18 protein-coding genes are annotated in these 22,497 nt (G+C 67.0%); 8 read left to right on the top strand and 10 right to left on the bottom strand.

The genetic code is table 11. The features are described from left to right. The first annotated feature begins 12 nt into the window (after positions 1-12). On the top strand, positions 13-894 hold the full coding sequence (locus V7S63_RS07795) for a type 1 glutamine amidotransferase (RefSeq protein WP_336529800.1): 882 nt from the start codon (positions 13-15) through the stop codon (positions 892-894). Between the two features lie 3 nt (positions 895-897). Here V7S63_RS07795 and V7S63_RS07790 read toward each other — a convergent pair whose 3' ends face one another. Genes V7S63_RS07790 through V7S63_RS07780 form a run of 3 tightly spaced genes read right to left on the bottom strand, consistent with a single transcriptional unit; the run spans position 898 to position 4,640 of the window. Continuing rightward, entirely contained in the window at positions 898-3,438 is a 2,541-nt protein-coding gene (locus V7S63_RS07790) for an HWE histidine kinase domain-containing protein (protein WP_336529799.1), read from the bottom strand. Further along, positions 3,435-3,986, bottom strand: coding sequence for a biliverdin-producing heme oxygenase (locus V7S63_RS07785; RefSeq protein ID WP_100959574.1), 552 nt, complete (start codon positions 3,984-3,986; stop codon positions 3,435-3,437). Before V7S63_RS07785 ends, V7S63_RS07790 begins: the two co-directional genes overlap by 4 nt. A gap of 48 nt (positions 3,987-4,034) precedes the next feature. Next, positions 4,035-4,640 (bottom strand): NAD(P)H-dependent oxidoreductase, encoded by a 606-nt coding sequence (locus V7S63_RS07780; protein ID WP_336529798.1) that lies wholly within the window; start codon positions 4,638-4,640, stop codon positions 4,035-4,037. Between the two features lie 77 nt (positions 4,641-4,717). Between V7S63_RS07780 and V7S63_RS07775 the strand changes: the two genes are divergently transcribed. From V7S63_RS07775 to V7S63_RS07760, 4 genes are all read left to right on the top strand, one after another. After that, positions 4,718-5,326 carry a TetR/AcrR family transcriptional regulator gene (locus V7S63_RS07775; protein ID WP_336529797.1) on the top strand — a complete coding sequence of 203 codons (609 nt, stop codon included), beginning with the start codon at positions 4,718-4,720 and terminating at the stop codon, positions 5,324-5,326. A gap of 80 nt (positions 5,327-5,406) precedes the next feature. Continuing rightward, positions 5,407-7,029, top strand: coding sequence for an ABC-F family ATP-binding cassette domain-containing protein (locus V7S63_RS07770; protein WP_336529796.1), 1,623 nt, complete (start codon positions 5,407-5,409; stop codon positions 7,027-7,029). Positions 7,030-7,242: 213 nt separating this feature from the next. After that, on the top strand, positions 7,243-8,154 hold the full coding sequence (locus V7S63_RS07765; RefSeq protein ID WP_336529795.1) for a hypothetical protein: 912 nt from the start codon (positions 7,243-7,245) through the stop codon (positions 8,152-8,154). Between the two features lie 182 nt (positions 8,155-8,336). Continuing rightward, positions 8,337-10,016 (top strand): mucoidy inhibitor MuiA family protein, encoded by a 1,680-nt coding sequence (locus tag V7S63_RS07760; protein ID WP_336529794.1) that lies wholly within the window; start codon positions 8,337-8,339, stop codon positions 10,014-10,016. 164 nt (positions 10,017-10,180) lie between these two features. On the opposite strand, the gene V7S63_RS07755 is transcribed toward V7S63_RS07760, so the two are convergent. From V7S63_RS07755 to V7S63_RS07745, 3 genes are all read right to left on the bottom strand, one after another. Continuing rightward, on the bottom strand, positions 10,181-11,392 hold the full coding sequence (locus V7S63_RS07755) for an amidohydrolase (protein ID WP_336529793.1): 1,212 nt from the start codon (positions 11,390-11,392) through the stop codon (positions 10,181-10,183). Positions 11,393-11,571: 179 nt separating this feature from the next. Beyond that, complete coding sequence (locus V7S63_RS07750; RefSeq protein ID WP_336529792.1) at positions 11,572-12,150, bottom strand: tyrosine phosphatase family protein; 579 nt, start codon at positions 12,148-12,150, stop codon at positions 11,572-11,574. Positions 12,151-12,237: 87 nt separating this feature from the next. Continuing rightward, positions 12,238-12,804, bottom strand: coding sequence for a dihydrofolate reductase family protein (locus V7S63_RS07745; protein WP_336529791.1), 567 nt, complete (start codon positions 12,802-12,804; stop codon positions 12,238-12,240). Positions 12,805-13,108: 304 nt separating this feature from the next. Here V7S63_RS07745 and V7S63_RS07740 point away from each other — a divergent pair, with 304 nt between their 5' ends. Together V7S63_RS07740 and V7S63_RS07735 are read left to right on the top strand one after the other, a co-directional pair. Continuing rightward, positions 13,109-14,401, top strand: coding sequence for an adenylosuccinate synthase (locus V7S63_RS07740; RefSeq protein WP_100959581.1), 1,293 nt, complete (start codon positions 13,109-13,111; stop codon positions 14,399-14,401). A 31-nt stretch (positions 14,402-14,432) separates the two neighbouring features. Then, on the top strand, positions 14,433-15,656 hold the full coding sequence (locus V7S63_RS07735) for a serine/threonine-protein kinase (protein WP_336529790.1): 1,224 nt from the start codon (positions 14,433-14,435) through the stop codon (positions 15,654-15,656). A gap of 13 nt (positions 15,657-15,669) precedes the next feature. On the opposite strand, the gene V7S63_RS07730 is transcribed toward V7S63_RS07735, so the two are convergent. Together V7S63_RS07730 and V7S63_RS07725 are read right to left on the bottom strand one after the other, a co-directional pair. Beyond that, positions 15,670-17,067 (bottom strand): hypothetical protein, encoded by a 1,398-nt coding sequence (locus V7S63_RS07730; protein WP_336529789.1) that lies wholly within the window; start codon positions 17,065-17,067, stop codon positions 15,670-15,672. Positions 17,068-17,201: 134 nt separating this feature from the next. Continuing rightward, the gene (locus tag V7S63_RS07725) at positions 17,202-18,824 is read right to left on the bottom strand and encodes a peptide chain release factor 3 (RefSeq protein WP_336529788.1); all 1,623 of its coding nucleotides are present in this window, start codon (positions 18,822-18,824) and stop codon (positions 17,202-17,204) included. 182 nt (positions 18,825-19,006) lie between these two features. Between V7S63_RS07725 and V7S63_RS07720 the strand changes: the two genes are divergently transcribed. Then, a complete protein-coding gene (locus V7S63_RS07720) occupies positions 19,007-20,689 on the top strand; it encodes a methyl-accepting chemotaxis protein (protein WP_336529787.1) in 1,683 nt (560 codons plus the stop codon). Positions 20,690-20,705: 16 nt separating this feature from the next. On the opposite strand, the gene V7S63_RS07715 is transcribed toward V7S63_RS07720, so the two are convergent. Together V7S63_RS07715 and V7S63_RS07710 are read right to left on the bottom strand one after the other, a co-directional pair. Then, positions 20,706-21,473: an ABC transporter permease gene (locus V7S63_RS07715; protein WP_091836227.1), complete on the bottom strand. Its 768-nt coding sequence runs from the start codon at positions 21,471-21,473 to the stop codon at positions 20,706-20,708. Next, positions 21,470-22,396: an ABC transporter ATP-binding protein gene (locus V7S63_RS07710; RefSeq protein WP_336529786.1), complete on the bottom strand. Its 927-nt coding sequence runs from the start codon at positions 22,394-22,396 to the stop codon at positions 21,470-21,472. Before V7S63_RS07710 ends, V7S63_RS07715 begins: the two co-directional genes overlap by 4 nt. Positions 22,397-22,497 lie beyond the last annotated feature (101 nt).

The following is a 22,497-nucleotide window of genomic DNA, read 5'->3' as shown; positions in this document are numbered from 1 at the left end:
GCCAAGGACCTCATGAACGTGTTCAGCCGCAAGCCGCTCCGCGTCCTCGTCGTCGACGGCTACAAGCGCGAAGGGCGCGAGGAGTACATCCGCGACGCCGGCGCGACGCCGTCGGAGGCCTATGCGGCGGAACTGCGCCGCATCGAGCCTTCGCTGATCACCGATATCTGCCTGCCTGCCGACGAAGGCGCCAACCTCCCCGACGGCGCCGGCCTGTCCGCCTATGATGGCATTGCCCTGACCGGGTCTTCATTGCATATCCACAGCCCCGAGCCCGCCGTGACCCGGCAGATCGAGCTGATGCGAGCGATCTACAAGAGCGGCACGCCCTGCTTTGGCTCGTGCTGGGGCATCCAGATCGGCGCCGTCGCCGCCGGCGGCACGGTCGCGCTCAATCCTAACGGTCTCGAGATCGGCTTCGCCCGCCGCATCGCGGTCAACGAGACCGGCGTCCGCCACCCACTGCTCGCCGGCCGGCCTGCCGCGTTCGATGCCCCGGCGATCCATTTCGACAGCATCGTCGTCCCGCCCAGCGACACGACCATCCTGGCCTCGAATGCGATGAGCCCGATCCAGGCCGCCGAGTTTCGCCAGGACGGCGGCACCTTCTGGGGCGTGCAGTACCACCCGGAATTCTCCCTGCGCCTGATCGCCACCATCCTGCGGCGGCACAGCCGGACCCTGATCGAGCGCGGCCTGCGCAAGGACGAGGCCGCCGCGGCCGCCTGGATCGCCGATCTCGATGCGCTCGACGCCGACGCCACCCGCAAGGACCTCGCCTGGGGACTTGGGCTGGACGAGGAAGTGCTCGATCCGGTCAAGCGCGTGACGGAGCTGCGCAACTTCCTGGAAATGCGCGTCAAGCCCCAGGCGAGCGTCCGCGGGCGCGCTTAATCCTCAGCCGCGGCTCAGGGCGGCGAGCGCGCTCGCCAGCGCCGCGCGTGTATAGGGCTTGCGCAGGGCCGGTACGCCAGCTTCCAGGGACGGTACCGCATCATAGCCCGTCGCGAAGATATAGGGCACTTCGAGCTCGCGCAGGCGCTGCGCCACCGCGTCGGAGTTTTCGGCGCCGAGGCTGACATCGAGCACGGCGCATTCCGGCTTGCGCCGCCCGATCGCGGCGAGTGCCTCGCGCACGCTCGCACAGGAGATGACCTCACCTGCCCCGAGCCCTCGCAGCATTTCCTCGACCTCCATCGCGATCAGGAACTGATCTTCGACGAGGAGCACGGTCTTGCCGGCCAGCGGCTCGCCTTCATCCAGGAGCGCCTCATCAGGTCCGCGCTCGGTCTGCGCCTCTTCAGCGGCCGGCGTCGAAAGCCAGGTCACGAACACCGCCGGAATCGCGAGGCGCGCCTCGACGCCTTCGGGTAGGTACGAGACCTCGCTGCTGCCACCCAGATCGAACGGAATGCTGCGCGAGACCAGAACGCTGCCGAAGCCCTCGCGCGTCGGCGCACTCACAGGCGGGCCGCCGCGCTCGCACCAGAGCAAACAGCAGCTGCCATCCTCGTCCCGCTCCCAGCTCAAGGAGAGCTGTCCGCTCTCGCGCGACAGCGCGCCGTATTTCGCGGCGTTGGTCGCAAGCTCGTGGATGACCAGCGCCATCACCGAGAAGGCGCGCGAGTCGAGCGCGACTTCGGGCCCGGCGATCGACAGACGTCCGGGCGCCGTCTTGTACGGGCTGAGCTCGGCCTCGATCAGCGCCCTGAGCGCGCCGCCGCCGGCACTGCGCATGACCTGGTCATGCGCCAGCGACAATGCTTCGATACGGCCCTTGATCGTCTCGACATAAGCGGCGATCGCGACTTCGTCGCCGAGCGGATAGGAGATGATCGACTTGATCACCGAGAGGATGTTCTTGACCCGGTGATTGAGCTCCTGGTTGAGGATTTTCTGGCGCAGATCGGCCTTCTTGCGCTCCTCGGCCAGCAATTCGCCCTGGCGCAGCACCACTTCGACGAGCGCGCTGCGTGCCGATTCCGCCAGCTCGCGCTCGATCTGCGTCCACGGACGCGAACGCTTCTCCACCGTCTGCTTCCAGACGGCGAAGCTCTGGCGCGGCGTCAGCCGGTCGCCGAGCGGGCCTGAGGTGTAGGTCTTGTTGGGATCGCCGCCCCATTCGATCGTCTGCACGAATTCGCGGCGGAAGAAGAAAAGATGATCGCGCGGCAATTGCGAGAGAGGCACGGCGATCACGCCGGAGACGTCGGCGCTGAAGGCGGCAGCGTCCGGCAGCGAAGCGCTCAGGCAATCGCTGCTCCAGACGCTCCCCGGCGCGATCATGCCGACATGGCCGGCGAGCTCCGGCACGAACGCCTCAGGCGGCACAGAACCGATCGCCGACCACTGTCCCTCCATCAGCAGCCCAATGCCGTCGCAGGCCAGCAATTGCCGAAACTGATCGAGGTTCGCCCGCAGAAAGCCCGCGACATCCGTGCTGTGCGAGGCCGAGGCCAGGAGATTGCCGAGAAAGGCGCGTGCCCGGTCGATCGCCTCCAGCGCCTGCTTCTGCGTCAGGGCACTGAGTTGCAGCGCGAAGAACTCGCCGAAGATCTCGGCCGCGATGCGCTGGTTCATCGACATCGAGCGTGGCGTGTAATGGTGGCAGGCAATCAGCCCCCAGAGCTCGCCGTCGACGATGATCGACACCGACATCGACGCGGCGACACCCATATTGCGCAGATATTCGCAATGGATCGGCGAGACGCTGCGCAGATGCGCATAAGACAGGTCGAGCGGCTCGCCGCCCTCGTCGAGCACCGGCTCAATCGCGAAGCGCTCGCCGCTCGAATTGGAGACCAGCCGGATCGGGTTGAGCAGATAGAGCTGCCGCGCCTGCTTGGGAATGTCGGAGGCCGGAAAGTGCTGCCCCATGAAGCTTTCGAGATCGGCGCGCTTGGACTCGCTCACCACCTGGCCGGAGCCGTCGGCCGCGAAGCGATAGATCATCACCCGATCGTACTGCAGCACCGCCCGGAGCAGGCGGGCCGCGCTCGATATCAGGTCGCGCGGGTTGGACGCGCTCGACAGGCGCCCGACCAGCGTGCGCGCGAATTCGAGCGGTGAGCTCGTCCCGTCTGGCGCCGACCGCTCGAATTCGATGATGGCATTGCCTTTGAAGCGGTGGACGCTGACATCGAAAGGCTGGTCGGATGCCGAGAAGACCATCTTCGGCATCAAGCCGGCCCGCGCCGGCGTCCCCGAGCGCGCGAGCGCGTTGCGCAATTCGTGAACCGGCTGGCCGCCCATAACCTCTTCGAGCCGCCGCCCGACCAGATTGCCCTCGGGCAAGCCGAGGAAGTCGGCGGCATTGAGCGAATGGCGGCGGATGACCACCGCCTCCTCGTCGCAGACGAGCATGCAGCCATGCGGCTGGATGCTGCCGGGGATGTGGATCGGTTCCCGGTCGCAATTGGTCAGGTCGACTGTGCTCATCGGCCGAATCCGTTCTCCCGCATGGCGGTGGCCGCCTGCTCGAAGGTGGTTTCGGCGGCGCGTACAGCCACCGCCAGGTCGATGCTCTCCAGACGTTCCATGATAGCGAGCAGATCCCGCCAGGATCCCAACCGCTCCTGCCGCACCAGATGGCGCGCGCCATGGTTCTCGTCGTAGCCGAGGGCGCCTGCCATGCGCCTGATCAGCTTTGCCCCGAGGGCCGAGCCTTCAAGGACGTAGATGACCCCGACGAGCGAGGCTATGTCTTTTGACAGGTGGAAGGGGCGTATGTCCGGTGGCCTGGAGCCGATATCGGCAAGATCGGCCGTGATCAGCGGCGCGAGCGCGGTCGGGCGCCAAGTGCCGAACGAAGCCGGCCAGTCGGCGCCGGCGAGATAGTGCTCCACCGGTTGCCGATGCGCATAGGATGCCCTGAGAAAGCTCTGATAGGCACCAGCGCTATCGAGCCGGCCGATGGTCCGGTCAAGCTCCTCATGGGCCTGGCGCGTGTGGTCACGGAGGTGAAGGCGAAGCGAGGTCGATGTCATCGCCGCCACAGAAGGGGCGGCGAGCCAATTTCGTCAAGGCTACTTGCTTCAGGCAGCCCGCTCCGACTGCAAGGCAGTCGCCCCGAACACCTTGCCGCCGAGCGCCCGCGCCGTGACGAGATGATCGGACATGTCCGGCACCGGCACCAGGAATTCTGAAGTCACGACCGGCGCGCCGCAATAGCCGAAGATGCCATGGTCGATCTGCGTCTTCATCGCCCCGTAATAGCCATGGCGGGCGAAGGTGCGCATGTCGGCGCCGGCGAGCGCGACGAGATGGACCGGCAGATGCTCGAGCTTCTTGACCGTCTTCATGTCCTCGAGCTCCTCATAGGCCCAGCCATTGGCGAAGACGCGGTCGATCCAGCCTTTCATCAGCGCCGGCATCGACCACCAGTAGATCGGGTAGACCAGCACCAGCGCATCGGCCCGGTCGACCCTGGCCTGCTCGGCGGCGATGTCGGCGGGCTGGGCAATCTCGCGGCGATGGACGGCAAGATCGTTCAGCGAGAAGCGCGGGTCGAAGCCTTCCCTGGCGAGATCGGCGATCTCGACGCTGTGACCGGAGCCGGACACGCCATCGGCCAGCGCCTGGGCTACGGCATGGCTGAGAGAGTTTGGATCGGGATGGGCGACGACGACGAGGGCATGCATGGACTATCTCCTGGGATGATTGCGATCGGCTCGCAATCGCTATATACTTTTAGTAAGTTATTTTTGGTACATAAGACATGTCAAGCCTGGATCCCGAACGGCCGCGCCGTCAGCGCCTGACCCGCGAGGATCGCCAGCGCCAGCTCATCGAGACCGCCTGGCGGATCGTTGGCGAAGAGGGCACCGATGCCCTGACGCTCGGCCGCCTCGCCGAGCGCGCCGGTGTGGCCAAGCCGGTGGCCTACAGCCACTTCGCCACCCGCAGCGGGCTGCTGATTGCGCTCTATCGCGACTTCGACGCCAGGGAATACGCGATCATGGAGGCGGCGCTCGACGGCAGCGAGGCCACCCTCACCGGCAAGGCAGGGGCGATCGCCTCGTCCTATGTCGACTGCGTCCTGACGCAGGGGCGCGAGATCCCCGGTGTCGTCGCGGCTCTCGCTGGCTCTCCCGAGCTCGCCGCGGTGAAGCGCGATTGCGATCTGATCTTCCTCGAGCGTTGCCGCGCTCTGCTGGCGCCCTTCGCCGACGGACGGACGATCCCGACCGCCGGCTTGCGCGCGATGCTCGGCGCCGCCGAAGCGCTGTCGCATGCCGCGGCGACCGGCGAGATCGGTGCCGACGAGGCGAAGCGGGAATTGTTCGAGACGATCACCGCCATGGTCGCGCGCAGCGCGAAGGACTAACGCGACGCCACAGGGTTCCCCACACGCCGCCCACCCTGTAAGTCCGCGGCAACTCCAGTCTCGCAAGCGTCCCGGACATCATGATTCGCCTCGAAAGCATCGGCAAGCAGAACGGCCAGCAGATCATCTTCATCGAGGCCTCGGCAGCGCTGCAGAAGGGCGAGAAGGTCGGCCTTGTCGGCCCCAACGGCGCCGGCAAGACCACCTTGTTCCGGCTGATCACCGGCGAGGACCTGCCCGACGAAGGCCAGGTCAGCGTCGATCGCGGCACCACCATCGGCTATTTCAGCCAGGATGTCGGCGACATGAAGGGCCGCAGCGCCGTTTCCGAGGTGATGGACGGAGCCGGCCCTGTCAGCGCCATCGCCGCCGAGCTGAAGGAGCTCGAGACGGCGCTGGGCGATCCCGACCGCGCCGACGAGATGGAGGAGCTCATCACCCGCTATGGCGAGGTGCAGGGCCGCTTCGAGGAGCTCGACGGCTATGCGCTCGACGGCCGCGCGCGCGAGGTGCTCGACGGGCTCGGCTTCAGCCAGGAGATGATGGAGGGCGATGTCGGCGCCCTGTCCGGCGGCTGGAAAATGCGCGTTGCGCTCGCCCGCATCCTGCTGATGCGGCCCGACGTGATGCTACTCGACGAGCCGAGCAACCATCTCGACATCGAGAGCCTGATCTGGCTGGAGAGCTTCCTCAAGGGCTATGACGGCGCCCTGCTGATGACCTCGCACGACCGCGAGTTCATGAACCGCATCGTCGGCAAGATCGTCGAGATCGATGGTGGCACGCTGACCAGCTATTCCGGCGATTACGAATTCTACCAGCAGCAGCGTGCGCTCGCCGAGAAGCAGCAGCAGGCGCAGTTCGAGCGCCAGCAGGCGATGCTGGCCAAGGAGGTCGCCTTCATCGAGCGCTTCAAGGCCCGCGCCTCGCATGCGGCACAGGTCCAGAGCCGGGTCAAGAAGCTCGACAAGATCGAGCGCGTCGAGCCGCCCAAGCGCCGCCAGACCGTGCAGTTCGAATTCCAGCCAGCGCCGCGTTCCGGCGAGGATGTCGCGACCCTGAAGAACGTGCATGTCCGCTATGGCAGCAAGACGATCTATGAGGGGCTCGACTTCCAGGTCCGGCGCAAGGAGCGCTGGTGCGTGATGGGGGTAAACGGAGCCGGCAAGTCGACGCTGCTGAAGCTGGTCGCCGGCGCCACGCAGCCGAACGAAGGCACGGTCGTCGTCGGCGGCACCGTCAAGATGGGCTATTTCGCCCAGCATGCCATGGAGCTGCTCGACGGCGACGAAACCATCTTCGAATCGCTCGAAGGCTCGTTCCCGCAGGCCGGGCAAGGCTCGCTGCGCGCGCTCGCCGGCTGCTTCGGCTTCTCGGGCGACGATGTCGAGAAGCGCTGCCGCTTCCTCTCCGGCGGCGAGAAGGCCCGCCTCGTCATGGCCAAGATGCTTTACGATCCGCCGAATTTCCTGGTGCTCGACGAGCCGACCAACCATTTGGACATCGCCACCAAGGAGATGCTGATCTCGGCGCTGGCGCAATATGAGGGCACCATGCTGTTCGTCAGCCACGACCGCCATTTCCTGGCGGCGCTGTCCAACCGGGTGCTCGAGCTGACCCCGGACGGCGTCCACAATTATGGCGGCGGCTACACCGAATACGTCGCCAGTACCGGCCAGGAGGCGCCGGGCCTGCGGGGGTGAGCGCTGCGGATGCAGGCGCCGTGTTTCCCTAACGAAAGTTGCCCTGATTTACACAAAGCCACTGCCGAAAGGTGCGCCGGAGGCTAAATCCTGTTGGCGTTATCTCGCTGACTGGGTCTATGCTCCAGTCTTCCGGCGACGCGTTCTTTGGTTTGCGCAAGGACAGGCGGCCCCAGCAGCCGGCCTCGACTTGCCTGCGAATGGGGATGGCAGATGGCAGGCGATCTCGATTTACTGATCGGAACCTGGACCGTCCGGGTCAAGGGCTGGGTCTGGGAATATGATTTCCGGCGCGACGGCGGCGTAACCTGGCGCGACCTCGGCAGCATGGAGAGCGGCGTCGGCAATTGGGCCGCCAGCTCCAAGCTGGTCAACATCTGGTGGAAGGGCTCGACCACCCGCGAGAGCTGGCAAAGGCCGCTGACCAGCGGCAACGACCATACCTGGTACGAATCGTCCTATTACCGCGGCAAGTACCGCATCGAGAAGACCGGCTTCACCCCGCCTTCGCCGCCCCCGCCATCGGGACCGACCGATGCGACGCTCATCGACGCGGCCTGGGACGCGAGCCGCTCCTCCCTGCGCTTCGCGCTGAACCGGATGCGGCTGCTGCAGCGGCAGATCAAGTATTTCGAGGATTCAGGTGGCAGCGAGGACGCTTTCAACGAACTACGCCGGAACTATCGGCGCGACATCGCGGTGATCTCGCGCAAGCTGCTGGTGCCGCTGAACGCAATGGACCCGGCCTTCCGCAGCGCGCTGGCAAGTGCCATCAACCTGGTCGAGCAGAACCTCGCCTTGCCGAAAGCGCTCAATGCGGCGCGCGCCGGCGGCAAATGCGTCGATCCCAGGCCGGCCTTCGCCTGGACGACACCGCGCCGCAAGCCACCGGACACCGACCTCTGCACCTCCTGGTTCACCTCGAACGCCGATCTCCAGCGCGACGTCGTCACCCACGAATATTTCCACACCGTCGGCCTTGGCGACATCAGCGTGAACAACACCACGGATGCGCTCGGCAACGCCAACACCATGGCGCAGGTCGTCGCTTTCCTGCATGACCGCGCCCGGCAGAAGAACTCCGACGGCAACGAGCAGATGATTCCGGCGCTGCCGACGCCTTGAGGGCAGCAGGCTGCTCCTGACGTTGCGAAAACCGCACTGGCACAAGCAAGGGCCAATCATCGTCGTCGGGCGGTGATGGCGCCCTTGCGGCGCTGTCCCGCGTTCCGGCCCAATTCCGCCCTCGCCGCGCCGAAATCCACCGGACAAATCGCGGCTGCTTGATTTGTCGGGGGACTAGAATGATGAAGACCGGACTGGCCGCAGCCTTGATTTTCGCGCCGAGCCTCGCCGGCGCCGCCGAGATCGAACTTGCCTCGAGGATCGACAGTGTCACCGTCTACCCCGACGGGGCGGTCGTGACCCGTCTCGGCAAGGCCTCGCTGCTTGAGGGTGTCTCGCAGATCGTGCTGCGCGGCCTGCCTGCCAGCGTCGATCCGGCGTCGATCCGGGTCGAGGCGCAGGGCGACGGCTCCTTCGCGATCGGCGCGGTCGATGTCCGCCAGGTTCCGGGTGAGGCCCGCCCAGCCCTCGATCAGGCGCTGGAAGGCAAGATCCGGGCGCTGCAAGGCGAGAAGGCGAAGCTCGCCGGCGAGATCAGCGCGATCGAGGCCAAGCGCACCACCATCGAGAATTTCGGCAAGGTCGGCCCGGACAAGCTGGGCGAAGGCGGCAAGGTTCTGCCAGTCAGCGATTGGCCGGCCGTGTTCGACGCGATCGGCACGGCGCTGGTCAAGGTCCAGGGCGAACTGCTCACCCTGCGCAACCGCATCTCGGACCTCGACGCCGAGATCGCCGCGCTGGAGAAGGCGAGGCCCCTCGCACCGCGCGCCGGCCAGCCCAGGCGCGATGTCGCCATCGCCGTCGAGGCCAAGGCACCGGTCGCGGCCGACATCGCCGTCAGCTACCGCGTCGCCGGCGCGAGCTGGCTGCCGGTCTATGAGGCCCGGCTGACGACCGGCAGCGCCAATGCGGCCGAGATCGCCTTCACCCGCCGCGCCGAATTGCGCCAGCGCACCGGCGAGGACTGGAACGAGGTCGCAGTCGAGCTCTCGACCACACGCTCCGCGCAAGGAACGCGCGCGCCGGAGCTCACCCCCCTGCGCATCGCCTTCTACGAGCCGCCAGTGGTCTATGAAGAACGGGCGCGCCTGCAGAGGCAGGATTCCGAGCGCACCGCCAGGTCGCCTGCCCTGGCGATCGCACCGGCGCCCGTCACACCCGACCAGGCGCTCGGCGCCGCCGAGCCCAAAAAGGCCGAGGTCCAGACCGCCAGCGTCAGCGCCGGCGCCTATCAGGCCAGCTTCAAGGTGCCGGGCCGGATCACCGTCCCGCAGGACGGCTCCAGCAAGGCGGTGGTCCTGACGCAGGGCAAGGTCAAGCCGGAGCTATCCGCTCGCGCCACGCCGGAGCTGGAGGAGAAGGCTTATCTGGAGGCCAGCTTCAATCACGAGGATGAGGCGCCGCTGCTCGCCGGCGAGGTCTATCTCCACCGCGACGGCGCCTATATCGGCAAGGGCCGGCTCGGACAGGTCGCGCCGGGCGACAAGGTCGAGCTCGGCTTCGGCGCCGACGATCGCCTCAAGGTGACGCGCGTGCCGGTGCGCCGGCGCGAGAACGATTCCGGCTGGCTCGGCTCGACCCGGACCGACCAGCGCGAGTTCAAGACCGTGGTGAAGAGCCTGCACGCGCAGCCGGTCAAGCTGACCGTGACCGAGCGCGTGCCCTTCTCCGAGAACAGCGCGATCACGGTCGAGCTTTTATCGCAGAGCACGCCGCCGACCGAGAAACAGGTCGGCGACAAGCGCGGCGTCTCGGCCTGGAGCTTCGAGCTCGCTCCTGGCGCGCAGAAGGAGATCCGCCTCGCCTACCGGATCAAGTATCCCGGCGACCGCGAGGTGATCTTCGACCAGACGCGGCGGTAAAGTCCTTCCCATCTCCCCTTGCAGGTGAGCGGCCCGAAGGGCTGGATGAGGGGTCATACTGCCCTATCCGTCATGCTCGCCCTTGTGGCGAGCATCCACGTCTTGAACACGGCCTCGCCTGAAGGAAGACGTGGATGGTCGGGACAAGCCCGACCATGACGCTGTCACTCCGCCGCGATCGCCTGCCAGCCCTGGCCGAGTTCCTGCTCGACCAGGCCGACCCAGTAGCGCACGCCGGCCGGTATGATCTCGTCGTTGAAGTCGTAGAGCGGGGTGTGCAGGCCGGCGAAGGAGCCGTCGGCTGCGACGCCGTTGCCGATGCGCATGAAGGCGCCGGGGCAGACCAGCATCATCTCGGCGAAATCCTCGCCGCCGGTCCCGCGCAGCATCTGGCCGTTGACATGCGCGGCCCCGACAGCTGCCGAAGCCGCCGCGACCGCGACCTGGACCTGCTCGGCCGCGTTTACCAGCGGGCTCGTGCCGCGATGGTAATGCGCCTCCGCCTCGCAGCCCCAGGCTTGCGCCGTCGCCGCGGCAAGCTCGGCGATGCGGCGCTCGACCAGATCGCGCACATCCTTCGAATAGGTTCGCGCCGTGCCGCCGATGACGAGTTCGGACGGGATGACGTTCGAGGCGTTCTCGTCGCCGCCATGGATGAAGCCGACGCTGATCACGGCGGTGTCGAGCGGCGCGACATTGCGGCCGATGATGCCCTGCAGCCCCAGCACGAAATGCGCCTGCGCATAGGTGATGTCGGTCGAGCGATGCGGCTGCGAGCCGCCATGGCCACCGACGCCGCGGAAGGTCACTCGCCAGGAATCGGCCGACGCCAGGAAGGGGCCGACCGCCGTCCCGAAATGCGACGCGGGCAGGCCGGGCGTATTGTGCAGGCCGTAGATCGCATCGCAGGGGAAGCGCTCGAACAGCCCGTCGGCCAGCATGGCGTTGGCGCCGCCGCGGCCTTCCTCAGCCGGCTGGAAGATCAGGTTGACCGTGCCGCCGAAATCCCGGTTCTCGGCGAGATAGCGCGCCGCCGCGAGCAGCATGGTGGTATGGCCGTCATGGCCGCAGGCATGCATCCGGCCGGGGACTGTCGAGGCATGCGGCAGCCCGGTCAGCTCCTCCAGCGCGAGGCAGTCCATATCGGCACGCAGGCCGATGGCGCGCTGTCCCGGCGCATTGCCGCGGATGACCCCGACGACGCCGGTCTTGCCGACGCCCTCGGTGACCTCGACGCCCCATTCACGCAGCCTGTCGGCGACGAGCCTTGCAGTGCGATATTCTTCCAGGCCGAGCTCGGGGTGGGCGTGGATGTCGCGGCGGATCGCCGTGAACTCGGCGTGATGTTCGCCGAGCCAGTCGTCGAGCTTCGTCATGATCGTATCCCCAGCCTGCGGCGTTCTTTTGCAGGCATGGCTCATGCCACAGCCCGTCCACATCCTGTTCTTCTCATACGTCCGATCGCCGCCAACTCATTCTGCGAACACGGCAAAACCGCCATGCTCCCAGAGACTGACGAGGGGTGTTCCGGCGGCGAGGGGACCTGGAAGAGTATTCAGCCCGCCATCGCGACTTCGGCGCCGCGGCCGAGATCGGCCATCCACTGGCGATAGCGCGGCTGCGCCTCGAGCTGATGGGCATAGTGCCGGCGAAGCGCCGCCGTGAGCTTCCCACCGCGCTTCAGCTGCGCATCGGCGAAGCCGATCATCACCGAATTCGGCCAGGCCTGCGGGCGGATCGTGCGCAGGCGGGCGAACAGGGCGTCTTCGCCTTCCTCGGGTTCCACCTGCGCCATCAGCGACAGCATCGCCGCGGTCGAGCGTGAGATGCCCATATGGCAATGCACCAGCAGGTGCCCCTCCTGCCGCTTGACCGCCGACTCGCGCAGTTTCGCGCCGAAGTCGAGAATCTCGGCGACATGAGCCTCGGTCGGATGCACGCGGCCGTCCTGCGGCGTGATGATGTCGTGGAAACGCAGGGTCGTGCGCTCATGCGCCTCATAGGCCACGAAGGATTGCAGTTCCGGCAGGTCGGGATCGAGCAGCGACAGCACATGGCTGACCTTGCGCGTGCTCTGCGCCGGCAATTCCTCGATCCCGCAGATGGTGAGCGTCGAAATGGCGATGGGCAGCATCGGCGTTTGTCCCTGATCCTGAAGGCGCCGGGTTAATCTGCCCGGGCCGACACCGCAACCGCGATCACAGCAGGGCTGCCCTGCCCGTCAGGGCCTGGCCTCGTAGCGCAACCACTGGATGCCTTCGCCGAGCGTCGTCGCTGCGGCAAGCGCGAGGTTGCTGCGCACGCCGTCGGCAAAAAGCCGCCCGCCGGCACCGAGCACGACCGGATAGACCATCAGGTTGTAGGCATCGACCAGCCCGGCGCGTTGCAGGCCATGGACAAGCTTCAGGCTGCCATAGACCAGGATGTCGCCGCCGGGCGCTTGCTTCAGAGCTGCGATGGCGGCAAGCGCATCGCCTGCCAGGATCGCCGTGCCCTGCCATTCGGCGTTCATCAGCGTCGTCGAGGCGACATGCTTCGGCAAGGCATTGATCTGGTCCGCGAACGGGCTGTCGGTCACATGCGGCCAGACCGCGGCAAAGGCGTCGTAGGTCCGGCGGCCGAGCAGCAGGGAACCCGCGGCGTCGAGCTCCTCCTGCTTCAGCCGCTCGCCTTCCGGCCCGCGCGAGAACGGCCCGGTCCAGTCGCCGAGGCCGGAATTCTCCATGCCGACCGGATCCTCGATGACACCGTCGAGCGAGATGTACTGGGTGACGACGAGCTTGCGCATGCTGCTTCTCCTGCGATCCAGCGGGCAGCGCTGTGTGCCCGTTCTGCCCTGTCGTCGAAGCAGGAGCGGCGGAATCGACAGCATGCGCAAAAATTCTTTTCCCGGGCTTTGCCGCCGTCAGCCTTGACCTCGCCATTCTCTTGGACGAAGAGGGCTTGCAAGGACCTCACCCGAAACCCCGGCCTTGCGCCGGGGTTTTTATTCGTGCGGACGCTTGCGCCAGCGCGCTTTCCGTTCGGCCGGTCCGGTCGAACGACCGGAATTCGCGCTGACTCGATAGGTCAGCAAAGAGGGAATCTCCTCCATGGCGAACGTGGTCGTGGTCGGCGCCCAGTGGGGCGACGAGGGCAAGGGCAAGATCGTCGACTGGCTGTCGAGCCAGGCCGATGTGGTGGTGCGCTTCCAGGGCGGCCATAACGCCGGCCATACCCTCGTCATCGACGGCACCGTCTACAAGCTCTCGCTGCTGCCTTCGGGCATCGTGCGCCCCGGCAAGCTCTCGGTGATCGGCAACGGCGTCGTCGTCGATCCCTGGCACCTGGTCGAGGAGATCGCCCGGCTGCGCACGCAGGGCGTCGCGATCAGCCCCGAGAACCTGCGCATCGCCGACAACGCCACGCTGATCCTGCCGCTGCACCGCGAGCTCGACCATTTCCGCGAGACCTCGAACTCGGCGCTGAAGATCGGCACCACCAAGCGCGGCATCGGCCCGGCCTATGAGGACAAGGCCGGCCGCCGCGCCATCCGCGTCATCGACCTCAAGGACGAGACTGTCCTGAAGGCCAAGATCGAGCGCCTGCTCGCCCATCACAACGCGCTGCGCCGCGGCCTCGGCATCGACGAAGTCGACGGTGTCGAGCTGCTGAAGCAGCTGACCGAGATCGCGCCGCAGGTGCTGCCTTACGCCGACACGGTCTGGGCTCTGCTCGACGCCGAGCGCCGCGCCGGCAAGCGCATCCTGTTCGAGGGCGCACAGGGCGCCCTGCTCGACGTCGACCACGGCACCTATCCCTTCGTGACCTCCTCCAACATCGTCGCCGGCCAGGCCGCGACCGGCTCCGGCCTCGGCCCTTCCGCAGTCGGCTATGTGCTGGGCATCGCCAAGGCCTATACCACCCGCGTCGGCGAAGGCCCGTTCCCGACCGAGCTCTTCGACGAGATCGGCGAATTGATCGGCCAGAAGGGCAAGGAATTCGGCGTCGTCACCGGCAGGAAGCGCCGCTGCGGCTGGTTCGACGCCTGCCTGGTGCGCCAGACGGTCAAGACTTCCGGCATCGACGGCATCGCTCTGACCAAGCTCGACATCCTCGACGGCTTCAAGGAGATCAAGGTCTGCACCGGCTACAGGCTGGACGGCGAGATCCTCGAGCACCTGCCGGCCGGCCAGCGCGACCAGGCGAGGGTCGAGCCGATCTACGAGGTAATCGAGGGCTGGGAGGGCTCGACCGCCGGCGCTCGCTCCTGGGCAGAATTGCCGGCGCAGGCGATCAAATATGTACGCCGTATCGAGGAGCTGATCGGCGCCTCCGTCTCGGTGCTGTCGACCAGCCCCGAGCGCGACGATACGATCCTGGTCCAGAACCCGTTCGAGGGTTGACGGGCCAAACCAACCCGGACATGTGAGGCCAATGGCCGATTTCCACCCCATTCTGGCGCGTGCGATCGCCGGACTGACCGACAAGTCTCCGGAAGCACGCCGCGCGGTCTATGATCGCGCGCGCACGGCGCTGCTCGCGCAATTGCGCAGCCTCGACCCGCCGCTTTCCGAAGCCGACATCACCCGCGAGCGACTCTCGCTCGATGAGGCCGTGTCACGCATCGAAGCCGAGATCGCCCTCGCCGAGGCGATCGAGCCGAGCCTGCCACCGCTCCTGCTGGACGAGCCGCCGGCGGCTGCCGCGACACCGCCTGCGCGACCGGAATCGAAGCCGCGCCCCGCGGTATCGCAGGAACCGCCGCGCTTCGACGAGCAGGTGGCCGCTCGTGACGAAGCCCAGCCGATCCGCCCACGCGTCGCGCCACCGCGCAAGCGCAGCGTCAACCCTGGCCATGTCCGCACGGCCATCGTCGGTGGCGGTGTTGCGCTCGCCGTCGCGGTGATCGCCGGCGCAGCCTATTACGTCAACAAGGTCGCCCCGCAGGACCAGCAGGTCCGCCCGCGCGTCGAAACCCAGGCTCCCCCGGCGCAGCAGGATCAGGCCGGCAAGATCAGCGAGCGCGCCGGCGGCGAGACTGCCCCGACGCCGAGCCAGCCTTCCGGCCAGCGCCCGAACCAGCAGGCCGGCGCCCAGCCCGGCAGCGACATCGCCGTCGCCCAGCGCGCCATCCTCTATATCGAGGTCCCCGAGACCCCGCAGCAACCGCGCACCGTGCAGGGCCGCGTGCTCTGGCGGCTCGACAGCGACACGGCCGGTCCCGGCCGACCGGTCGAGACGATCGTGCGCGCCACCATCGAAATCGCCGATGCCGGGCTCTCCCTCGACTTCACCATCCGGCGCAACACCGATAGTGCCTTCCCCGCCTCGCACATCATCGGCATGCGCTTCACCACCTCCGGCGAAGCGGCGAACGACGCGATCCGCGAAGTCGGCGTGCCGCAGTTCAAGCTCGAAGAGGGCGAGCGCGGCGCGCCGCTCTCCGCGATCTCCTCGGCGCTGGGCGAGAACCTGTTCGTGGCGGCCCTCTCGAACGTTCCGGTCGAGTCCGAGCGCAATCTCGACCTGCTGCGCAACCGCAACTGGATCGACCTGCCGGTCCGCTTCAACTCCGGCCGGCGCGCCATCATCACCTTCGAGAAGGGCGGCGCCGGCAACCAGACGATCGGCGATGCGCTGAACCGCTGGCAGGGCTGAGGCGAACAGGACCTCAGCGCTCCTGCCGCGTTGCAAGCTGCCGCATGACCTCGGCCATCACGGGATCCTTGCCGGCGGCATAGTCGGCAAAACGCGGCGCAATGGTCACGGTCGGCCGGAGATCGCCTGCCGGCACGCCGTAGATGTAGTTCAGCAGGAAGCAGGTCGTGATCTGCGACAGGCTGCAGCCGTGTTCCCAATCATGGAAAGCGGTGGTGTAGCGCAGCGCCAGCTTCGCGTTCGGCAGCACGGTACCTCCACCTTCGCCCCAGAATTCCGAGCGGTCGCCCATCGCCTCTCCCATGATGATGGCGCGCTGTCCGGCGAAATGTCTCAGCCGCGCCGCCGTGCTGATCGCCGCGGAGAATGTGTGTGCGCTGGTCAGGATGAAGAGCTTGCCGGACGCAGGCAGAAGCTCCGGCAGCCGGCGCGTGAAATCGGCCGTCAATGTGTAGTTGCCGCCGGGATTGAACCGTAGATCGACGATGGCATTGCGAATGGGCTTCTTCGCCGCTTCGTCGAGCATTTCGGAGAGATAGGCGGATAAGCCGACCGGTCCCTGATCGCTCACACGGTTGATCTGGACATAGAGCAGGTCATCGGCCGGAAAATCGTGCCAGTAATTCGCGTCGAGATGCGTGAGATAGGTCGGCAAGACGACACCGTCGAGCACATGTCGCCATCCGCTCGACCGGCCCGGCGGGCTCAGATTGTCGCTCGGCCACACGAAGCGATCGTGAGGCGGGCGAGTGGCCGCCTTGGCGACGAGCTCGACCGAACCAACGGCCCCATCCGCAAAACGCATTTCGAAGCTGCTGCCCTCAGCCGTCGCGGCAAGACCGGCCGCATGGAGCAGCTCCGGCGAGATCAGGAGGTTCGGCACGAACTCCCGGGCGAGATTTGCCGGCCCTCCAACATAGGGACGCAGCGCCTCGACCAGTGCAGCGAGCGGGCGTCCGTCGACGCCGAGCACTTGCCCGCCGAGAAGACGCTGCCTGTCCTCGTCGGTCGCGATCACGAACAGCCCGTCGGCGAACCAGCCGAGACGGATCGGCGCGGCGTTGAAACCGCGATCGCCCGCCAGCCCGAGCACATTGGTATGGCCGTTGTCGGCAAGAGCCACGGCCTTGGCCGCAGCCATCGCCAGGCCTGCCCGGTCGAGCTCGCCGGCGCGCGGCTCGATTGCGGCGACCGCCTGCCCGAACGCCGTACGGCTCTGCGCCGTGAAGCTGCGCTCGACCTCCGGCAGGCGGCGCAGATGGGCGAGGTCCTGGAGGTTCCTGTCGCGTTGCGTGGCAGCGGCGGGGACATCCGCTTTCGGATAAGGCTTCAGCGTCGGATAGAGGATGAGGCCGAGCGGGACCGTGGCGAGGGCAAGCAACGCTGCTGCGACCGCAAGCAGCCGGACCACGCGTCGGCGCCACGATCGCATGGGGTTCTGATCGTCTCGTCGCATAGGCGCACCGGTCTCCGCCGCATGGCGCCACGCTTAACACCGATCCGGACAGATGGCGGCAGCACGGAACGGCGCCGCCGCCCAAAGCCTCAGCCCCCCGACACCTTCTGGTAGTCCTTCACATCGGAGAAGACGATCTCGGGCGCGCGCTCGGCGTCGTATTTCAGGGTGAACTGCGACGAGGCCATGAAGACCGGATCGCCGTCGAGATCGTCCGCCATCGAGGACGGCTTGGCCGCAGTGAACTTCTGCAGCGCGACCTTGTCCTCGCTGGAAATCCAGCGCGCAATCGAAAACTGGCAGGGTTCGAAATCCACGGGGAGCGAATACTCCGCCTCCATGCGCTCCTTGAGCACGTCGAGCTGCAGCGCGCCGACGACGCCGACGATGGCGGGCGCACCGTCATGCGGCAGGAAGAGCTGGACCACGCCCTCCTCCGCCATCTGCTGCAGCGCTTCGCGCAGCTTCTTCGCCTTCATCGCGTCCTTGAGCTTGACGCGGCGCAGGATTTCCGGGGCGAAGCTCGGCACCCCGCGGAAGACGATCTCCTCGCCCTCGGTCAACGTGTCGCCGATGCGCAGCGTGCCATGGTTCGGCAGACCGACGATGTCGCCGGCGAAGGCCTCCTCGGCGATCGAGCGGTCGCGTGCGAAGAAGAATTGCGGCGCGTTCAGCGGCAGCGGCTTGCCGGTGCGCACCAGCTTCGCCTTCATGCCGCGCGAGAGCTTGCCCGAGCAGACCCGCATGAAGGCGATGCGGTCGCGATGGTTCGGGTCCATGTTCGCCTGGATCTTGAACACGAAGCCGGTCATCTTCGGCTCGCCCGCCTCGATCAGCCGCTTGTCGGCCGATTGCGCCCGCGGGCTCGGCGCCAGGCGCCCCAGCGCGTCGATCAGGTCGCGCACGCCATAGTCGCGCAGCGCCGCGCCGAAATAGACCGGGGTCAGATGGCCCTCGCGGAAAGCCTCGAGGTCGAAGGGCTTGCAGCCCTCGCGCGCCAGGAAGACCTCCTCGCGGAAGGTGTCGGCAGCGCCATGCGGCAGCAGCTCGTCGAAGAGCTTGTCGTCCTCGCCGTCGACCTTCTGGCCGGCATCGCTCTCGTCGCCCTTCTGGTTGCGGCGCAGCGTGTTGGAGGCGAGGTCGAGCGTGCCGACGAACTCGCGCCCGCGCCCCACCGGCCAGGTCATCGGCGCCACGTCGAGCGCCAGCGTCGTCTCGATCTCGTTGAGCAGGTCGAAGGGATCGCGCGTCTCGCGGTCGACCTTGTTGATGAAGGTGACGATCGGGATATCGCGCAGGCGGCAGACCTCGAACAGCTTCTTGGTGCGCGCCTCGATGCCCTTGGCGGCGTCGATTACCATCACGGCACTGTCGACCGCAGTGAGGGTCCGATAGGTGTCTTCCGAGAAGTCCTCGTGGCCGGGCGTGTCGAGCAGGTTGAAGACGTGCCCGTCGTATTCGAAGGTCATCACCGAGGTGACGACCGAGATGCCGCGCTGGCGCTCGATCTTCATCCAGTCCGAGGAGGTCTGACGCCGGCCGGCCTTGGCCCGCACTTCGCCGGCGAGCTGGATGGCGCCGCCGAAATAGAGCAGCTTCTCGGTCAGCGTGGTCTTGCCCGCGTCCGGGTGCGAGATGATGGCGAAGGTCCGCCGGCGCGCATGGGGCGCCGCGGCAGCCGCCGCGTTGTCGATGGTCGAAAGATCGGTCATGGCGTGGTCAAGACAGGATGCCGCCCCTCCTGTCAATCGGGCGACGCATCATCCCGGCACCTCGCTCCGCCGGCACATCGCCCAGGCTCCCAACGCAAATTTAACCAAACCATGCCCTTATGGGCGATGGGTTCCCCGCTGCGCACCGAGAGAAAGCCGCGGCCTGCCGTTTCGCGAAACAGATGGCCACCCTGCGCACCATCTCGAGCCAGATCCTTGCCGCGATAGCACTTCTCGTCATCGCCGCCGCCCTCGCCATCGGCCTCGGCGTCCATAGCCTCAGCCGCTATGCCACGATGACCAACGAGATGCAGTCGGTCACGCATCGCTCTGCCATCGCCGAGCGGATCAATGGGCTGGTGAACGCCGTCGTCATGGAATCGCGCGGCATTTACATGAGCGAGGGCGCCATAGGAGCCGAGCGTTTCGCCCCACCGCTCCTGCAAGGCCTCACCGAGATCGAACTGCTGATGGCCGAATGGAAGCCGCTGATCGAGGCGCAGGAACGGGCCGACTTCGAACTCCTCGAAGCGCGTGTCCGGGAATTCATCCAGTTCCGTCGTGAGATCGTTCGGCTCGGGCGCCAGGGCGCCACGATGGCGGCGCGTGCAGCCGGAAACGACGACGCCAATCGCGACAATCGCAAAGCGCTCAATGAGACGTTGAAGCGCATCGCCGGCAGCTATGACAGCCGCAGCGCCGCGCTCGATGCCAGGCTCGAAGCGATGCAGCGCGACAGCGTCAACCTGCAGATCGGCGTCGGCGTTCTTTCGATCGTCGTCGGCCTCGGCCTCGCGCTCCTCGTCGTGCATCGCCGTGTTTCGCATCCGCTGCGCAGGCTTGCGACGACGATGCATAGCTTGGCGGCAGCCGAACTCGTCCCGAATATCCCGCTCGTGCACCGCCAGGACGAGATCGGCGCCATGGCTCGCTCGGTCGAGGTCTTCCGCGAAAATGCTCAGGCTAGAGAAGCTCTCGAGGTTGCAGCGGCTCGAGAGGACGCCGGGCGCACGGCGCGCCAGCAGCGGATCGCCGAGATCGTTGCCGCCTTCGATGCGCGCCTCGCCGACGCGCTGGAGACGGTCGAGACCGGCGCCCACACGCTGGAGGGTGCGGCAAGAGCGGTGAGCGAGATCGCCAGCGCCCGCACCATGCAGATCGACGGGGCGCAGAACGCCTCGCAGGATGCCTCCGACCGGGTCCAGCATGTCGCCGTCGCGGCCGAGGAACTGTCCAACTCGATCGCCGAGATCGCCGACCGTGTGACGCGTGCGAGCACCATGGTCAGCAGTGCTGCGCGGGACGCCCAGGGAGTGAGCCGGCGCGTCGATGGTCTCGCGCAGGCCTCCGAACGCATCGTCAGCGTCATCGACCTGATCCGCGACATCGCCGAGCAAACCAATCTCCTCGCGCTCAACGCGACGATCGAGGCTGCCCGCGCCGGCGAGACCGGGCGCGGCTTTGCCGTCGTCGCCGCCGAGGTCAAGACCCTGGCGAGCCGGACAGCCGAGGCGACGAACGGTATCGCCAGCCAGATCGAGGCCTTCCGGGGCGAGGCCCGGGATGCCGTCGCAGCGATCGGCGCCATCGCCGCGACGATCACGGACGTCTCGCAGCACACCGGCGCCATCGCCGCCGCGACCGAGCAGCAGAAGAGCACGACCTCGGAAATCGCCCGCAACGCCCAGGCGACCGCGGACGGGGCCGCGACCGCGGCACTGGCGCTGGGCAGCCTTGCCGCAGCTTCCGGCGAGGCGACGAGCGCCGCCTCGGACACGCTGCGCACCGCCGAGAACCTGGCGCGCGAGGCGGAGGCGCTGCGCGGCGCCGTCGCGACCTTCTTCAGCCAGATCAAGGCAGCCTGACGCGGCTGCCGGATCGTCAGTTCTTAAGCCGGTAGCCGGTCTTGAAGATCCAGGCGATCACGGCGATGCAGGCGGCGAGGAAGACCAGCGTCATGGCGAGGCTGACCGCGATCCCGACATCGGCCGTGCCGTTGAAGCTCCAGCGGAAGCCGCTGATCAGATAGACGACCGGATTGACCAGCGTCACCGCCCGCCAGAACGGCGGCAGCATGTCGATCGAGTAGAACGAGCCGCCGAGGAAGGTCAGCGGCGTGATGACGAGCAGCGGAATCGCCTGCAGCTTCTCGAAGCCATCCGCCCAGACGCCAATGATGAAGCCGAACAGGCTGAAGGTCGTAGCCGTCAGGATCAGGAAGAGCAGCATCCAGACGGGATGGGCGATCTTCAGCGGCACGAACAGGAAGGCGGTGGCGAGGATGAGCAGGCCGAGCACGACCGACTTCGTCGCCGCCGCCGCCACATAGGCGAAGACCGCCTCCCACCAGGCGATCGGCGCGGAGAGCAGTTCGAAGATCGTACCGACGAACTTCGGGAAATAGATCGCGAAGGAGGCGTTGGCGATGCTCTGCGTCAGGAGCGAGAGCATGATCAGGCCCGGCACGATAAAGGCGCCATAGGGCACGCCGTCGATCGCCTGCATATGCGAGCCGATCGCCGCGCCGAAGACGACGAAATAGAGCGAGGTCGAGATCACCGGCGAGAGCACGCTCTGCAGCGGCGTGCGCCAGGTGCGGGCCATCTCGAAGCGGTAGATCGCCTTGATCGCGTGGAAATTGACGCTCATGCGTTCGCCCTCAGAAGGCCGACGAAGATGTCCTCGAGCGACGACTGGCTGGTGCGCAGGTCGCTGAAGCGGATGCCGGCCTCGGCCAGGTCCTTCATCAAGGCGGTGATGCCGGTACGCTCGGCCTTGGTGTCGTAGGTGTAGACGAGCTCAGCTCCCTCGGCCTGCAGCGCGAGCCCGTAGCGGGAGAGCGCTTCCGGCACCGCCGCGAGCGGCACCTGGAGGTGCAAGGTGAGCTGCTTCTGGCCGAGCTTGCGCATCAGCTCGGCCTTGTCCTCGACCAGGATGATCTCGCCCTTGCTGATCACGCCCACACGGTCGGCCATCTCCTCGGCCTCCTCGATGTAATGCGTGGTCAGGATGATGGTGACGCCGTCGTCGCGCAGGCGCCGCACCAGCGTCCACATGTCCTGTCTGAGCTCGACATCGACGCCCGCGGTCGGCTCGTCGAGGAAGAGGATCTGCGGCTCGTGCGCCAGCGCCTTGGCGATGAGCACGCGCCGCTTCATGCCGCCCGACAGCGTCATGATCTTGCTGTCGCGCTTGTCCCAGAGCGAGAGGTCGCGCAGCACCTGCTCGACGATGGCCGGGTTCTTCGGCTTGCCGAACAGGCCGCGGCTGAACGAGACCGTCGCCCAGACCGTCTCGAAGGCATCGGTGGTCAGCTCCTGCGGCACGAGGCCGATCCGGCTGCGCGCAGCACGATAGTCGCGGATGATGTCGTGGCCGTCGGCGAGGACCGTCCCGGTGCTAGGCCGGACGATGCCGCAGATGATGCTGATCAGCGTCGTCTTGCCCGCGCCGTTCGGCCCAAGCAGGGCGAAAATCTCCCCGCGCCTGATGTCGAGATCGACGGTCTTCAGCGCCTGGAAGCCCGAAGCATAGGTCTTCGACAGGCCGGATATCTGGATGATCGGTTGCATGGGCGAACGCTATACTCGCAGCACGGCAGAGGGGGATAGCGGGATGCTGCCGTTTCGCCCTGCCGGCACGACATCCCGCGAAACAAGAATGGCCGGGCAAG

The organism is Allobosea sp. CCNWLY174, assembly GCF_037120455.1.
GTDB lineage: Bacteria > Pseudomonadota > Alphaproteobacteria > Rhizobiales > Beijerinckiaceae > Allobosea > Allobosea lupini.
Note: the sequence above shows the minus strand (reverse complement) of the source record. Positions and strands in the feature narration are given on the sequence as shown.

Bases quoted from the DNA above. Each gene is read 5' to 3' on its own strand.
- V7S63_RS07755 (WP_336529793.1), bottom strand. From the start codon at position 11,392: ATGACGAAGCTCGACGACTGGCTCGGCGAACATCACGCCGAGTTCACG.
- V7S63_RS07760 (WP_336529794.1), top strand. From the start codon at position 8,337: ATGAAGACCGGACTGGCCGCAGCCTTGATTTTCGCGCCGAGCCTCGCC.
- V7S63_RS07715 (WP_091836227.1), bottom strand. From the start codon at position 21,473: ATGAGCGTCAATTTCCACGCGATCAAGGCGATCTACCGCTTCGAGATG.
- V7S63_RS07740 (WP_100959581.1), top strand. From the start codon at position 13,109: ATGGCGAACGTGGTCGTGGTCGGCGCCCAGTGGGGCGACGAGGGCAAG.
- V7S63_RS07795 (WP_336529800.1), top strand. From the start codon at position 13: ATGAACGTGTTCAGCCGCAAGCCGCTCCGCGTCCTCGTCGTCGACGGC.
- V7S63_RS07745 (WP_336529791.1), bottom strand. From the start codon at position 12,804: ATGCGCAAGCTCGTCGTCACCCAGTACATCTCGCTCGACGGTGTCATC.
- V7S63_RS07770 (WP_336529796.1), top strand. From the start codon at position 5,407: ATGATTCGCCTCGAAAGCATCGGCAAGCAGAACGGCCAGCAGATCATC.
- V7S63_RS07765 (WP_336529795.1), top strand. From the start codon at position 7,243: ATGGCAGGCGATCTCGATTTACTGATCGGAACCTGGACCGTCCGGGTC.
- V7S63_RS07750 (WP_336529792.1), bottom strand. From the start codon at position 12,150: ATGCTGCCCATCGCCATTTCGACGCTCACCATCTGCGGGATCGAGGAA.
- V7S63_RS07790 (WP_336529799.1), bottom strand. From the start codon at position 3,438: ATGAGCACAGTCGACCTGACCAATTGCGACCGGGAACCGATCCACATC.
- V7S63_RS07725 (WP_336529788.1), bottom strand. From the start codon at position 18,824: ATGACCGATCTTTCGACCATCGACAACGCGGCGGCTGCCGCGGCGCCC.
- V7S63_RS07735 (WP_336529790.1), top strand. From the start codon at position 14,433: ATGGCCGATTTCCACCCCATTCTGGCGCGTGCGATCGCCGGACTGACC.
- V7S63_RS07780 (WP_336529798.1), bottom strand. From the start codon at position 4,640: ATGCATGCCCTCGTCGTCGTCGCCCATCCCGATCCAAACTCTCTCAGC.
- V7S63_RS07785 (WP_100959574.1), bottom strand. From the start codon at position 3,986: ATGACATCGACCTCGCTTCGCCTTCACCTCCGTGACCACACGCGCCAG.
- V7S63_RS07775 (WP_336529797.1), top strand. From the start codon at position 4,718: ATGTCAAGCCTGGATCCCGAACGGCCGCGCCGTCAGCGCCTGACCCGC.
- V7S63_RS07710 (WP_336529786.1), bottom strand. From the start codon at position 22,396: ATGCAACCGATCATCCAGATATCCGGCCTGTCGAAGACCTATGCTTCG.
- V7S63_RS07720 (WP_336529787.1), top strand. From the start codon at position 19,007: ATGGCCACCCTGCGCACCATCTCGAGCCAGATCCTTGCCGCGATAGCA.